Raw genomic sequence first — 13,821 nt, 5'->3', positions numbered from 1 at the left:
TGAGTAAAGCCCAATAGCGATACAGAACGTACAAGTGTGCGACGCAACAGGAGCACAACAGCATTACCACAGGTGGCTACAAAAAAAAGATTCCATCTCTTGAAGAAATGGAATCTTTATAAAAAAGCGCTTGTTTCTAAAAAATTTTACCAAAGGCGCTGCGGATACTTGCCGGCAGCAATTTCTGCTTCCAGGCGTTGCTTCACCACAGGTGCATCTTCTTTGTAAGTAACGCCAAACCACTGCGCAGCGGTTGGAATCACCTTGATCACACCTTTGCCATCTTTAATATAACGATCGGCGGAGTAAGGAATGAGGAATTCGGCTTTCAGCTCCTGCCCGCTTTGCGCTAAGAACTTGCGGAACTCTTCCTGCAGGAACGGGAACAGCGTCGGCGTAAAGCACCAAAAGTTCATCGATGCTTTGGCGGTGTCGCCAATCGGATGCTTGCTGCCGTCCGCTTCTTCGTACACGATCTTGCCATCTTCTTCGTACACTTTCAGGCGTTCGTTGATTTGCACCAGGTTGTTGTCGGCATCCACTTCGCAAACACCGCGGCTTACCGAACCGTTTTCAGAAAGCGTGTTTTCCAACTGGTAACCCACCAGTGCAAAAGTTTGGTCATTGGCTTCTTTTACCAAAAAGTCGTATGCTTTTTGAAATGCGTCCTGACCATAAAAATCATCGGCGTTGATTACGGCAAAAGGCTCGTTGATCGACGGCTGTGCACAAAGGATGGCATGCGATGTACCCCAAGGTTTGGTGCGGTCGGCAGGTGCCTGGTAGCCTTCGGTAAAGGCTGTCATTTCCTGGTACACATATTCGGTTTTGATTTTGCCCTGGAGCTTGGGTTCGAAAATGGCTTTGAAGTCTTCAGCAAAATCTTTGCGTATGATAAAAACAACTTTCTCAAAGCCTGCCTTTATTGCATCGTAAATGGAGTAATCCATGATGGTTTCGCCGCTGGGGCCAAACTGCTGGATCTGCTTCATACTTCCATAACGCGACGCCATGCCGGCGGCCATAATCAGGAGTGTAGGTTTCATATTGTTGTAAAATTGGAAACGAAAGTAAATATTTTCGCCGCTTGTCAAACGGCATGTCGTTTATTATAAATTCCATACCAGCAGTGCAATCGATTTCGCTACCGCAGCTGCAGCAACAGCAATTGCAGGCAGCTGTGTTGCGCCTCGATGCAGTGCACCCGGTGGTTTCGGGCAATAAATGGTATAAATTAAAACTGCACCTGACCGCTGCAACGAGCGGCAATAAAAAAGCGATCGTAACATTTGGTGGCGCGTTTTCGAATCATATTGTGGCAACGGCTGCTGCCTGTGCTGCTGCAGGTTTGCAATCGTATGGTGTTATTCGCGGCGAGCGGGGAAAGGTGCCATCGCCTACACTGCTTCAGGCAGCAGCGCTGGGGATGCAATTATTTTTTACCAACCGCACCGATTACCGCAATCAAAAAATTCCGGACGAATTATTAACGCTGATAGCCGATAAAGAACACATCATCATTCCGGAAGGTGGCTATAGTAAAGAAGGCATGTTGGGTGCCGCCACCATTTTAGACGGTATAAATATTCAATCGTTTTCTCATATTATGTGTACCGTCGGCACGGGCACCACGCTGGCTGGCTTGCACCTTGCCGCACTGCCGCACCAGCAGGTGATTGGTATTTCGGTGCTCAAAAATAATTACTCATTGGAAGCGTCCGTGCAAAGTTTGTTGCCGCCAGAAATGATCAGGCCGATACAAATATTGCACGAACATCATGGTGGCGGCTACGCCAAACACACACCGCAATTGCTGCATTTTATGAACGAATGGTACCAACAAACCGGGATTCCATCGGATTTTGTGTACACGGGAAAACTATTTTTTGCGTTTCAAAACCTGGTGGCCGCCGGCTATTTTCCAAAGGGCAGCCATGTGCTGCTTGTGCACAGTGGCGGGCTGCAGGGCAACCGGTCGCTGCCGCCCGGAACGTTAATCTTCGGCGCCGAATAGGCCTGCATCCTATATTTGCTGGCCAATCCCAAATCGGCTATGAATTGGATCAGAAAATTTTGTATTGGTTCGCTCCTGTTTTTTTGCTGCCAACAAGCTGCAGCACAGGATACGCTGCCCAATTTTTCGTTGCGCAATGTTGGGCAAAACAGGATCGTGATTGGTTGGGTAAACAACTACCAGCAGGTAAAGCAAATTTCCATACAGCGCTCTTTCGACAGCCTTAATTTTTATAAAACGGTGTTGAGCGTGGCCGACCCGATGGCCGTGCAAAATGGTTATGTGGATACCAAAGCGCCCAACGACCGGATGTTTTACCGCCTGTTTATTATGCTGGATGGCGGCAACTTTTTAACCACACCTGCAAAACGGCCATTGCTCGATACGGCCAATGCAGCGGCCGTAGTGGCGCCGGGTTCGGGCATCCAGGGACAGGTAAACGGCGCTAGAAAAGATTCGGCAAAAACAGTAGTGCCTAAAAAACCGGAGTACATACCATCGGTGTATGTGTACACCAATAAAGACGGTTACCTGTTTGTTAACCTGCCCGATGCCGACAAGCAACAATACCGCATTCGTTTTTTTGAAAACGACGATTCGTTTTTATTTGAAATGAAAAACATTAAGGAAACGGCACTCACACTGGACAAAGCCAACTTTATGCACGCCGGCTGGTTCAAGTTTGAACTGTACAACGATGATAAACTGGTAGAAAAAAACCGGTTTTTCCTGGCGAATGATTTTTAGGCTTTGAACCACGAAGGCACGAAGAAAACGAAGAGCCACAAAGATCTTTTCTTCATGTAACTTCTTTTGCTTGGTGTCTTTGTTGTTCGGCGCTACTCCCACTCCACGCCAAACACCTCGGCGAAATGGTGTTTTAATTTTTCCTTTACATCTTCCAATCGCACTGCGCGGCCTAGTTCCTGCTGCAGCGAGGTAACCGCTTTGTTAGCAATGCCGCAAGGAACGATATAATTAAAATAATTCAGGTCTGTATTGATGTTGAACGCAAAGCCGTGCATTGTAATCCAGCGGCTGCAGCGCACACCCATGGCACAGATTTTCCGTTCCTTGCCGGGCACGCCGGGCTCAATCCACACGCCGGTTTCGCCGGGCGACCGGCCTGCTTCGATGCCGTAGTCAGCAAGGGTGCGGATGATCACTTCTTCCAGTTCGCGGAGGTAGCGGCCAATGTCGGTGTAAAACTGTTCAAGGTCGATGATGGGATAACCTACAATTTGTTCGGGGCCATGAAACGTAATGTCGCCGCCGCGGTTTATTTTAAAAAATTCAATGCCCTTTGCATCCCGTTCTTCGTCCGAAATGAGCACATGTTCCATTTTGCCACTCTTGCCTAATGTATACACCGGCGGGTGTTCCACAAACAGCAAGTAGTTCTGCACCACGGCATTTTCAGCCGGGCCATCCGGTGCACTTGCCGGCGACTGCTTTACAGCAACACCTTGTTGCAACAGGCTTTCCTGCAGGTCCCAAGCGGTTTTATAATCCAGTTTTCCCAGGTCTTTAAATATGGCGGTGCGTTGTGGCATGGGTGCAAATTTACTGCGTTTGGCGCAGCGCACATGTGCCGCTAAATTGGGCATCAGTATATTTGCGGGCTATGGCCCCCGATCAAGAGCCGCTGACCGGCGAACAGGAAACAGGCGATGAATTGTACCAACGGTTTTCTTTTGTGACCGATAAAGGACAGGAGCCTTACCGCATCGACAAGTTTTTGATGAACCGCATTGAAGGCGCTACCCGCAATAAGTTGCAGCGGGCCATCAACAGCGGCATGGTGCTGGTAAACAACCAACCGGTAAAACAGAATTACAAGGTAAAGCCGTTCGATAGCATCATTGTATATTCCGATGTATCGCCGGAAACGACGGAAATAGTGCCCGAAAAAATGGCGCTGAATATTGTGTTTGAAGATGAGCACCTGATGGTGATCAACAAACCGGCGGGCATGGTGGTGCACCCGGGCAGCGGCAACTACAGCGGCACACTGCTCAATGGCGTGGCCCATTACCTGCAGCAAACCCTGCCCGATGTTTCGGAAGATACGCTGCCGCGTTTTGGACTGGTGCACCGCATTGATAAAAACACCAGCGGCCTGTTGGTGCTGGCCAAATCGGGCAAAGCCATGACGCACCTGGCCAAACAATTTTTCGATCATACCGTAAAGCGGCAATACCTGGCGCTGGTGTGGGGCGATGTTGCCAATGATACCGGCACCATCAAGGCGCATGTGGGCCGCAACCAGCGGTTCCGCAAACTATTTGAAGCCTACCCCGATGGCGAACACGGCAAAGACGCCACCACGCATTATACCGTGCTGGAGCGGATGAACTATGTAACGCTGGTGCAATGCGTGCTGGAAACCGGAAGGACCCACCAGATCAGGGTGCACATGAAGTACATTGGCCACCCGCTGTTCAACGATGACTTTTATGGCGGCGATAAAATTGTAAAAGGCACTATTTACAGCAAATACAAGCAGTTTGTAGACAATTGTTTTCAGATCTGCAAACGCCAGGCGCTGCATGCCCGTACGCTGGGCTTTGTGCATCCCGTTACCGGTGTTGAGATGCATTTTGAATCGCCGGTGCCGGCGGATATGGCAACGGTGATAGAAAAATGGCGCGGTTATTCGCAGCATGTGCTGAAAGGAAAAGTTGATTAAGATTTATTAAGCGTTTAAGAAAAAGCAGCACTGGTTTGGTGCTGCTTTTTTATTGGAGCTTGTAAAGAATTGTTGTTTAAAAATGTTCATCAATGCACTGCAGTTGCAGTGTGCGACGCAACCGGTGCTGAATTCAGAACAAATGCCGGTTACAAAAAAATAGCAAAGAGTTGGCAGGCCTTGCGGAGAAACAATGGAATGAAAAAGTCAAAATATTATCGTGCAAAATCAAACAGCGTAGCGGTGAAAATGCCGCGTTCCCGCTTTTTAAAAGCCACGTCCCAATTGCCGTTGTAGCGAATAAGGTTGGGCACCAGCAGGCCATTGAAATGCGTCATCTGCACTTCCATGTGCACGTCAAAATCATACACGCCGGCATTGTAGCTCAGGTCGTACACGCGGCCTAAAATCGAAAGGTTTTTGGCATCGAACCAGGTGGTGATGTTGTCGTAAACAATCTTGTCCCGTTCGCCGCTGCTGAGCCCTTCTTTGCGTTGGATGGTAAACTTGTACGAAGGCACTTCGCGGTAATCTTCCACATCAATGTTGAAGTCGTAAAAACGGGCTACGTCTTTATCAAACACATCGAGCTTATCGCCAATGAACGGGATGCCCGGGATTTTTTTGCCGGGATTAAAGAACATCATTTTGAGTTGTTCCTTGTGTTTTTCCAGCCCTTTGGTTTGCCGCACCTTGCGCTGCGTGCCCGATACAATATTGTTTTCGCCGCAAACTTTTCCCTGCGTAAAAAACAGTCCGGCATAGAGTTCGGCGGTGTAGTAATTCCAGTCGCCGCTGCGGTCGCGAATATCGCCGGTGGTCTGCTCCTGCAGCACCTGCATGGTGCGGCAACCGTCCTGCCGAAACTGCCGGGTACGGCTTTGCAGCGTGGCGGAAACTTTGCCCCTTTTATCCTGCATGCGGATGTCGTTCAGCGATGTAAACGAAAGAATGCGCAGGTTGCGGAAGGCTTTGTAAAAAGTAGTGTCGGTTTTTATTTGCTGCAAAAAGCGGGGCACGTTCAGGTCGGAACGGATCACCACTTCGCTCAGGTTTACCATGCGGCGCAGGGCTTCTGCATCGGCACTGTCGGTTTGGGCAAAGCCCTTATCCGCCAGCAACAAGAGCAAGCATAAAAACGGGAGCCGCTTCATTATTTAGGGAACAGCATTTTGTAATCGACCCGCACATTGCCTTTGGTGATGTCGTCGAGCTTGCGCTTGAGCAGCTTGCGTTTGAGCGGCGACAGGTAATCGATGAATAGTTTGCCATCGATGTGGTCGTACTCGTGCAAAATAACCCGCGCCGTGATGCCCGTAAATGTTTTTACATGCTCGTTGAATTCCTCGTCGTGGTAGCGCAATGTTACTTCCTCAGCGCGGTAAATATCTTCGCGGATCTTTGGAATGGACAGGCAGCCTTCGTTGTAAGCCCAGTCATCGCCGCCCTCTTCTTCGATATGCGCATTGATGAACACCTGTTTTACACCGGGCTCATCGGGATAAGATTCTTCCTTGCGTTCTTCTTCGTCCATGTTGGCAAAAATCTGCTCGCTGTCCACTACAAACAGGCGGATGCCTTTACCAATTTGTGGTGCGGCCAGCCCAACGCCGTTGGAGGCATACATGGTTTCCCACATGTCTTCGATGAGTTTGGCCAAACCGGGATAGCTGCTATCGATATCGGAAGCCACTTTGCGTAAAACCGGGTGCCCGTATGCTACTATAGGTAAAATCATGTTGCGCAGATTGTATAAAATATCGCTGCAAAATTAAGGTTTGCAGCCCGGGCTTGCTGTGAAGAAACTCAAAATTCAGGGGAAAAATAAAAACAGGGAATGGTGAAACTGTTTACAATTGAGGTGCTACACCCGGCCCATATACTCCTGCAGCATAATGGTGGCGGCGATCTGGTCCACCATGCCTTTATCCTGCCGCTGCTTTTTTTTCATGCCCATTTCCACCATGGCTCTCGATGCCATTTTGGAAGTATAGCGCTCATCCACTTCGGTGAGCGGCATGAGTGGAAAGTTCTTTTTGAAGGTTTTAATAAACCCTTTCACCAGCGGCGTAGCGTGGGTTGCGGTGTCGTCCCAATTGAGTGGCATGCCGATGATCACGGCATCCACCGGCTCTTTTGCAAAATATTCTTTTAAGAACTGGAGCAGTTTGTGGGTTTCAATGGTGGTGAGTGCCGATGCAATGATTTGCAACGGGTCGGTTACGGCTAGCCCGGTACGTTTTCCGCCATAATCAATTGCCATGATGCGCCCCATACAAGCAGAATTAGCGGGTCAGTAAATCGGTGATGACAAAAACGGAAAACACGACGCTGGCAATGCCGTTTGCCGTCATGAACGCAATGTTGACGCGGCGCAGGTCGTTCGGTTTCACAATAGAATGCTGGTACACCAACATGCCAATAAATACCAGCACCCCCAGCCAGTACAGGTAACTGAAATCGCCCAGTTTGCCGGCCGCCACCACGCAGGCAGCGCTCAGCAGGTGCAGCAGTTCCGACACCTGCAGGGCCTTTTCTTTACCCAGCCAGGATGGAATGGAATAAAGCTGCTGGTTACGATCGAAATCTTCATCCTGCAGGGAGTAGATGATATCAAAACCACTTACCCAAAACAAAACAGCCAGCGAAAACAAAATGGGCAGCCAGTGAAAGGCACCGGTTACGGCCACATAAGCACCAATGGGTGCCAGCGCCAGGCCCAGGCCCAGGATCAGGTGACAAAGCGGCGTAAATCTTTTGGTATAACTATAACCCAGGATCACTGCCAGCGCCACCGGGGCCAGCATGAAACAAAGTGGGTTGATGAACCAGGTGCAAACAAGAAATAAAACACAGTTGACAATGGTAAACAGCAAGGCGTTCTTCGGTGTGATGATGCCACGCGGCACTTCGCGGATGGCCGTGCGGGGATTGAGGGCATCAATATCGCGATCGAGGTAACGGTTAAAAGCCATTGCTGCCGAACGGGCAAACACCATACATAAGATCACCAACAGGAACAAAATGCCCAGAGGCTTGCTGCTGTCTGATGCATATTGCGGCAAACCATTTCCCAGGTAATCGTGCACCCAGCTGCGAATGGCTACGCTGGTTGCCAGGAAAAAACCGATCAATGCAAAAGGCATTGCGAAAATGGTGTGCGAAAATTTTATAAGCGACAAATAATTTTTCAACTGATTCATGGATTGATTGATTGCGCCGCGAATGCGGTAGAAAATCCCGGGCCAAAATTTGACTGCAAAACTATCTTAATCAGGTTTACAAACAACTAACTTAAATCAGCCAGCAGCCTGTTGCGAACCAGCTCCCACAACACGATGCCGCCCGCTGTTGCCACATTTAGGGAATGTTTCATACCCAGTTGCGGTATTTCGATACAGCCATTACACGCTTCGATGGTGGATTGTTCAACACCAGTTACTTCGTTGCCAAAAACAACAGCAACTTTTTCGCCGCCGGAAAAATGCTGCAATTGGTTGCTGCCACTCGCCTGCTCAATGGCATATACTTCGTAACCCATGGACTTTAAGTCGGCCAGGGCTTCCGCAGGTGTTTTAAAATGTTTCCAGGTAACGGTATCCTCCGCTCCCAGCGCGGTTTTTCGGATCTCTTTGTGGGGCGGAAATGCCGTGTAGCCCACCAGGTAAATGGCTTCCAGCAAAAATGCATCTGCCGTACGGAAAAAAGAACCTACGTTATAGGCGCTGCGAACATTTTCCAAAACGGCAATGATGGGAAGCTTTTCTTTTTCCCTGAATTCCTCCACACTCAGCCGGCCCAACTCGGTGGTCTTCAATTTGCGCATGGCGCAAAAGTAGCTGAAAGACAGTAACGTAGGAAAGACGGAAGTTGGAAGACAGATGTCGGAAGATAAACTACTACTTAACTCAATTGCGCATTTTTTGAAAAAGTAAAAAATCAAGGTCATAACCCGAACGGCACATCGGAGTAAGGCGGGATTGCGTACAAATTCAATCGCCGGCAACAGTCTTCAAATGGTATTCTTCCATCTTCCGACATCCGACATCGGACTTCCGACTATTTTTGCCCCACACTATGAGCAAAGCGAAAACTGCGGAAACCCCATTGATGCAGCAGCACAGCGCCATCAAACAAAAATACCCGGATGCGATCCTGCTGTTTCGCGTTGGCGATTTTTACGAAACCTTTGGTGGCGATGCCATCATTGCGGCGCAGGTGTTGGGCATTACGCTGACCAAACGCAACAACGGAAGCGCCGATAATGAACTGGCTGGTTTTCCCTACCACGCTTTGGACACCTACCTGCACAAGTTGGTAAAGGCCGGTTACCGCGTAGCTATTTGCGACCAGCTCGAAGATCCGAAAACCGTAAAGGGCATCGTCAAACGCGGTGTCACCGAAATGGTTACGCCGGGCACTGCCACCAACGACCGCCTGCTTGACCACGGCACCAACAATTTTTTGGCCGCCATACATTTTGATGGTGCGGCAAAATATGGTCTTGCGTTCCTGGATATTTCCACCGGCGAATTTCTGGTGGCTGAAGGCGACCGCGAAAGCGCCGACAAATTGCTCAACGGCTTCAAGCCTGCCGAAGTGATATTTCAACGGCAATACCTCCGCCGCTTTAAGGAAGAATTTGCGGGCCGGTTTTATACCTATACACTCGATGAATGGATTTTCCAGGATCACTATGCGCAGGAATCATTGCTGCGGCAGTTTGATACACATTCGCTAAAAGGCTTTGGCGTGGAAGGTTTACCATTGGGGCTGGTTGCAGCCGGTGCGGTGTTGCATTATTTAAAAGAAACAGAGCACCCGAACCTGCAACACATAACAGCACTCCAGCGCATCGATCAAGGCGACTACCTGTGGATGGACCGGTTCACCATGCGCAACCTGGAATTGGCCGGCAGCAACGAAGGTGGCGCCAACCTGTTGTCGGTGCTCGACCAAACCGCATCGCCGATGGGTGCACGCCTGCTGAAGCGGTGGCTGCATTTTCCGCTAAAAGATTTGCAACGCATTAATGAACGGCTTGAACTTGTTGAACATCTTATTTTACATACAAAGTTGCGCAACCAACTGGTGCAGGCCATCAAGCAGTGCGGCGATATGGAACGGCTGGTAGCCAAAATTCCGCTGCGCAAAATCAATCCCCGCGAATTGCTGCAATTATCGCGGTCGCTGCAACAGGTGGCACAAATAAAAGAATGGTGTGCTGCCGCCCAAAACCCTTACCTGCAGCGCCTTGCAGATGCACTTAATCCCTGTTTATACATAGCCGGAAAAATTGCACAACAAGTAATTGGGAACCCACCGGCACAGGCGCAGAAAGGTGGTTTTATCCAGGCAAATATTCATGCTGATTTAGACGAATTGCGCGGCATTGCCACACACGGCAAAGAGTACCTCCTGCAATTGCAACAGCAAGAAGCTGACCGCACCGGCATATCATCGTTGAAGGTTGGTTTCAATAATGTATTTGGCTACTACCTTGAAGTGACCAATGTGCACAAAAGCAAAGTGCCCGCTGCATGGATGCGCAAACAAACGCTGGCAAACGCAGAGCGCTATATTACACCGGAGTTGAAGGAATATGAAGAAAAAATAACCGGAGCCGAAGAAAAAATATTAGCCATCGAGCTGCAGTTGTTTGAAGGATTGGTGGCTGAGCTGCACGATTTTCTCTCCTGCATCCAGGCCAATGCACAAGTAGTGGCTACGCTGGATTGCGTTTGCTGTTTTGCACAAAATGCGCTGCAAAATAATTACAAAAAACCCCGCATGCATGAGGGCGAGGAATTGGAAATAACAGAAGGCCGCCACCCTGTGATTGAACGAACCTTACCGCCCGGCGACAGCTATGTGGCCAACGATGTGGTGTTCAACAAAACGGAGCAGCAAATCATAATTCTCACGGGGCCCAACATGAGTGGTAAGTCGGCGCTGCTGCGGCAGACAGCGCTCATCACGCTGATGGCACATATGGGTTCGTTCGTGCCGGCGGCCAATGCCCGCATTCCGCTGACAGATAAAATATTTACACGGGTTGGTGCATCAGACAACCTCAATGCAGGCGAATCCACTTTTATGGTGGAGATGAACGAGACGGCATCCATCATCAATAATATTTCGCCGCGCTGCCTGATACTACTGGATGAAATCGGCAGAGGCACTTCCACATATGATGGTATTTCCATTGCCTGGAGCATTGTTGAATACCTGCACGGTTCGGTGCACCAGCCGAAAACTTTTTTTGCCACGCACTACCACGAGCTCAATGAACTTGAAGGCAAATTGCCCAGGGTGCGCAACTTTCATGTGACGAATAAAGAGATCGGCGGCAAGATCATTTTCCTGCGCAAGTTGGCGCCGGGCGGCAGTACCCACTCGTTTGGTATTCATGTGGCCCGCATGGCCGGCATGCCACCCGAGCTGGTAGAGCGTGCCCGTGAAGTGCTGGCGCAACTCGAAGAAAAACACGCCGACAAACCCACAGAACAAAGCCTGAAAGGCTTGGGCGGCCCCAAAATGCAGTTGAGCATTTTTGATGCGCACAGCCAAACCTTTGAGGACATCCGGCGACTGCTGCAAACCATCGATATCAACAGGTTGACACCAGTGGAGGCGTTGTTAAAGTTGAATGAGATTAAGGGGATGATAAAGTAGGATGCGGCGTTGTTATTTACGTTTTATGAGCCGAAAGGTTTTCGTCGACATTCTCTTTTACAATTAGGGACTTTGCTTGTCATGCTGAGCGCAGCGAAGCATCTGAGTGTGGTAGTAGCAGCGGCTATTGCGGAAATGCAGGGGCACTCTCAATTCGCCATTTGCGCTGGTGCAGGCTCAGATCCTTCGCTGCGCTCAGGATGACAAGCAAAAAGCATGGTTGGCAGGCAAAGAGCATTGCAATCAAAGAGTGTGATTTCAGCGTTGGTGTAGGACAATCATTACAATCAAGGTTTGTCATGCCGAACTTGTTTCGGCAGCTCCTTGTGCTTTTGTAAACTCCGCGAGGGGTAGGAGATGCCGAAACAAGTTCGGCATGACATTACCTAAAGGCGCCAATTCGCTACAGGTACCTAGATAAAGCTCAATAGTTGTACGGAACTTAAAAGTGTGCGACGCAACAGCAGCTCAATAGCATTACCAAAGCTGGGTACAAAAGAAACAACGATCTTATAAAGCAGAAACAAGGGCGGTAAAAAACGCCATTGATTAAAGCAATGCATTTGCCGTAAACGCCACGAATCAACCCTCAGCTCGCTGTAAACCATACCGCCTTTTCATCGTTCCAATCACCGTTGTAATTAATGAACAACTCCTCACCTGCTGCAATGCTGCGAACGGTGATGATGGAAATGGTTTGCTGTTTGAAATCCATCAGGTAATCGCAATTGGCTGGCGACGCATGGTTGTATAGCGCCACGTATCCCAATGCCATGCAGCACTGGTCCTCGGCTTCTCCCCAGATAAAAATATAGTCGTGCAACACCGTTTGGTCGATGAGGGTGCGCTGCGCCCCGGGCATGACAATCACCGGCGCTGTTTCGAGCAGCAGGCCTTCAGGCAAGTCTACCAGCGCAAAAATGCCGCGGCCGCGGTTGGGCGTGTGCTGTATGGCCACCAGGTCGGACAAGAAATATCGCGGCTCTTCCATGCTTGCAAATTAAGGCAGCAACCGGAATGTTTGCATTCGGTAAATTTGGCCCATGGCATTGGAAACAACCATCGGCGATTTGAAGGACCAGTTTGAAGCGGTGCTGGAGGGCAACGACGTGTTGGAGATCCGGCAATTCCTGGACGACCAGAATATTTCGGACGTGGCCGACCTCATTTACGAGTACGAGGAATATGAAAGCAGCATTATTGCCAACATGTCCATTCACCGCGCCGCAGGCGTGTACCGCATCCTGGAGTTTCCCACCCAAAAGCGGATCATGCAAACGCTGCCGCCGGTAAAAACGGCCGAACTCCTGAACGAGCTGCCCGCGGATGACCGCACCGCTTTCCTGGAAGAATTGCCCAGCAGTGTGGTGCGGGAACTGATCAAACTGCTGGACCCGCAGGAACGAAAGATCACGCTGTCGCTTTTGGGCTACCCCGAAAACAGCGTGGGCCGCCTGATGACGCCCGATTATGTGTACGTGTACGAGCACAATACTATTGCCGAAGTGCTCGACATCATTCGCCGGGTGGGCAAAAACAGCGAAACCATTGACGTGATCTACGTGATCAACCAAAAAGGCGACCTGCTCGATGACATCCGGATCCGCGAATTTATCCTCAACGATCCCAAGACAAAGGTGAGCGAACTGATGGATGAACGGGTGATCGCCCTCAATGCATTCGACGACCAGGAAGTGGCCAACGAGGCGTTTAAAATGAACAACCGCGTAGCCCTGCCGGTGGTGAGCAACAGCAATAAGTTACTTGGCATTGTTACCATCGACGACGTGTTGTGGGTGGCCAGCGAGGAGTTTAGCGAAGACATGCAAAAGATTGGTGGTACCGAGGCGCTTGAGTTTCCTTACCTCGAAATGCCGCTGTTCAAGCTGTTTAAAAAGCGGGTGATCTGGCTGATGGTTTTGTTTGTGGGCGAAATGATGACCATTTCAGCCATGCACCAATTTGAAGACGAAATAGCAAAAGTGGTGATCCTCGCCACATTTATTCCGCTCATTATTTCGAGCGGCGGCAACAGCGGATCGCAAGCTGCCACGCTCATCATTCAGGCGATGGCGCTGGGCGAAATCACCATCAAAGACTGGTGGCGCATCATGCGGCGGGAAATTTTCTCCGGTCTCCTGCTTGGCACCACATTGTGCATTATGGGCATTTCGGTGATTGTTACCTGGAACTTTGTATCGGACACATTGGGTCAATATTACCTGGCCCTGGCATTTACCATTGGCCTGTCCCTTATTGGCGTTGTGTTGTGGGGCACCCTCATGGGCTCCATGCTGCCACTGTTGCTTAAAAGACTTGGCGCCGACCCGGCTACATCCTCCACTCCTTTTGTGGCCACGCTGGTGGACGTAACAGGTCTTATTATTTATTTTTCTATAGCATTTACGATCCTCGATGGAAAGTTATTATAAGTAAAATGGAT

General features: G+C 49.8%; 13 protein-coding genes. 5 read left to right on the top strand and 8 right to left on the bottom strand.

What is annotated here, in order from left to right; genetic code table 11:
• Positions 1-146: 146 nt before the first annotated feature.
• A complete protein-coding gene (locus DRJ53_RS00950; protein ID WP_114234402.1) occupies positions 147-1,046 on the bottom strand; it encodes a nucleotidyltransferase family protein in 900 nt (299 codons plus the stop codon).
• Between the two features lie 53 nt (positions 1,047-1,099).
• Between DRJ53_RS00950 and DRJ53_RS00945 the strand changes: the two genes are divergently transcribed.
• On the top strand, positions 1,100-2,014 hold the full coding sequence (locus DRJ53_RS00945; RefSeq protein WP_114233709.1) for a 1-aminocyclopropane-1-carboxylate deaminase/D-cysteine desulfhydrase: 915 nt from the start codon (positions 1,100-1,102) through the stop codon (positions 2,012-2,014).
• 39 nt (positions 2,015-2,053) lie between these two features.
• Positions 2,054-2,761 (top strand): hypothetical protein, encoded by a 708-nt coding sequence (locus DRJ53_RS00940; RefSeq protein ID WP_114233708.1) that lies wholly within the window; start codon positions 2,054-2,056, stop codon positions 2,759-2,761.
• Positions 2,762-2,853: 92 nt separating this feature from the next.
• On the opposite strand, the gene lipB is transcribed toward DRJ53_RS00940, so the two are convergent.
• A complete protein-coding gene (lipB, locus tag DRJ53_RS00935) occupies positions 2,854-3,567 on the bottom strand; it encodes a lipoyl(octanoyl) transferase LipB (RefSeq protein WP_114234401.1) in 714 nt (237 codons plus the stop codon).
• A gap of 71 nt (positions 3,568-3,638) precedes the next feature.
• Here lipB and DRJ53_RS00930 point away from each other — a divergent pair, with 71 nt between their 5' ends.
• On the top strand, positions 3,639-4,703 hold the full coding sequence (locus tag DRJ53_RS00930; RefSeq protein WP_114233707.1) for an RluA family pseudouridine synthase: 1,065 nt from the start codon (positions 3,639-3,641) through the stop codon (positions 4,701-4,703).
• Between the two features lie 215 nt (positions 4,704-4,918).
• Here the strand turns inward: DRJ53_RS00930 and DRJ53_RS00925 are convergent, their stop codons facing one another.
• From DRJ53_RS00925 to DRJ53_RS00905, 5 genes are all read right to left on the bottom strand, one after another.
• Positions 4,919-5,857 (bottom strand): hypothetical protein, encoded by a 939-nt coding sequence (locus DRJ53_RS00925; RefSeq protein WP_241558408.1) that lies wholly within the window; start codon positions 5,855-5,857, stop codon positions 4,919-4,921.
• Positions 5,857-6,441 (bottom strand): peptide deformylase, encoded by a 585-nt coding sequence (gene def / locus DRJ53_RS00920; protein WP_114233706.1) that lies wholly within the window; start codon positions 6,439-6,441, stop codon positions 5,857-5,859. Before def ends, DRJ53_RS00925 begins: the two co-directional genes overlap by 1 nt.
• Positions 6,442-6,567: 126 nt before the next feature.
• Positions 6,568-6,978, bottom strand: coding sequence for a Holliday junction resolvase RuvX (gene ruvX, locus DRJ53_RS00915; RefSeq protein ID WP_114233705.1), 411 nt, complete (start codon positions 6,976-6,978; stop codon positions 6,568-6,570).
• Between the two features lie 10 nt (positions 6,979-6,988).
• Entirely contained in the window at positions 6,989-7,906 is a 918-nt protein-coding gene (locus DRJ53_RS00910; RefSeq protein WP_114233704.1) for a UbiA-like polyprenyltransferase, read from the bottom strand.
• Between the two features lie 86 nt (positions 7,907-7,992).
• A complete protein-coding gene (locus tag DRJ53_RS00905) occupies positions 7,993-8,529 on the bottom strand; it encodes an RNA methyltransferase (protein ID WP_114233703.1) in 537 nt (178 codons plus the stop codon).
• Between the two features lie 251 nt (positions 8,530-8,780).
• Between DRJ53_RS00905 and mutS the strand changes: the two genes are divergently transcribed.
• Positions 8,781-11,378, top strand: a complete 2,598-nt coding sequence (mutS, locus tag DRJ53_RS00900) for a DNA mismatch repair protein MutS (RefSeq protein WP_114233702.1) — start codon at positions 8,781-8,783, stop codon at positions 11,376-11,378.
• Positions 11,379-11,967: 589 nt separating this feature from the next.
• Here the strand turns inward: mutS and DRJ53_RS00895 are convergent.
• Complete coding sequence (locus DRJ53_RS00895; RefSeq protein ID WP_114233701.1) at positions 11,968-12,369, bottom strand: SET domain-containing protein; 402 nt, start codon at positions 12,367-12,369, stop codon at positions 11,968-11,970.
• Positions 12,370-12,421: 52 nt separating this feature from the next.
• On the opposite strand from DRJ53_RS00895, the gene mgtE reads away from it, so the two are divergent.
• The gene (gene mgtE, locus DRJ53_RS00890) at positions 12,422-13,810 is read left to right on the top strand and encodes a magnesium transporter (RefSeq protein ID WP_114233700.1); all 1,389 of its coding nucleotides are present in this window, start codon (positions 12,422-12,424) and stop codon (positions 13,808-13,810) included.
• Positions 13,811-13,821 lie beyond the last annotated feature (11 nt).

Origin of the sequence: Paracnuella aquatica (assembly GCF_003332885.2) — a bacterium.
Lineage (GTDB): Bacteria > Bacteroidota > Bacteroidia > Chitinophagales > Chitinophagaceae > Flavisolibacter > Flavisolibacter aquaticus.
The sequence above is the reverse complement of the archived record's forward strand: the minus strand, read 5'-3'. Positions and strand labels throughout refer to the sequence as shown.

Excerpts from the sequence above, each read along its gene's own strand:
- DRJ53_RS00950 (WP_114234402.1), bottom strand. The coding sequence starts at position 1,046 with ATGAAACCTACACTCCTGATTATGGCCGCCGGCATGGCGTCGCGTTAT.
- DRJ53_RS00945 (WP_114233709.1), top strand. The coding sequence starts at position 1,100 with ATGTCGTTTATTATAAATTCCATACCAGCAGTGCAATCGATTTCGCTA.
- DRJ53_RS00940 (WP_114233708.1), top strand. The coding sequence starts at position 2,054 with ATGAATTGGATCAGAAAATTTTGTATTGGTTCGCTCCTGTTTTTTTGC.
- lipB (WP_114234401.1), bottom strand. The coding sequence starts at position 3,567 with ATGCCACAACGCACCGCCATATTTAAAGACCTGGGAAAACTGGATTAT.
- DRJ53_RS00930 (WP_114233707.1), top strand. The coding sequence starts at position 3,639 with ATGGCCCCCGATCAAGAGCCGCTGACCGGCGAACAGGAAACAGGCGAT.
- DRJ53_RS00925 (WP_241558408.1), bottom strand. The coding sequence starts at position 5,857 with ATGAAGCGGCTCCCGTTTTTATGCTTGCTCTTGTTGCTGGCGGATAAG.
- def (WP_114233706.1), bottom strand. The coding sequence starts at position 6,441 with ATGATTTTACCTATAGTAGCATACGGGCACCCGGTTTTACGCAAAGTG.
- ruvX (WP_114233705.1), bottom strand. The coding sequence starts at position 6,978 with ATGGGGCGCATCATGGCAATTGATTATGGCGGAAAACGTACCGGGCTA.
- DRJ53_RS00910 (WP_114233704.1), bottom strand. The coding sequence starts at position 7,906 with ATGAATCAGTTGAAAAATTATTTGTCGCTTATAAAATTTTCGCACACC.
- DRJ53_RS00905 (WP_114233703.1), bottom strand. The coding sequence starts at position 8,529 with ATGCGCAAATTGAAGACCACCGAGTTGGGCCGGCTGAGTGTGGAGGAA.
- mutS (WP_114233702.1), top strand. The coding sequence starts at position 8,781 with ATGAGCAAAGCGAAAACTGCGGAAACCCCATTGATGCAGCAGCACAGC.
- DRJ53_RS00895 (WP_114233701.1), bottom strand. The coding sequence starts at position 12,369 with ATGGAAGAGCCGCGATATTTCTTGTCCGACCTGGTGGCCATACAGCAC.
- mgtE (WP_114233700.1), top strand. The coding sequence starts at position 12,422 with ATGGCATTGGAAACAACCATCGGCGATTTGAAGGACCAGTTTGAAGCG.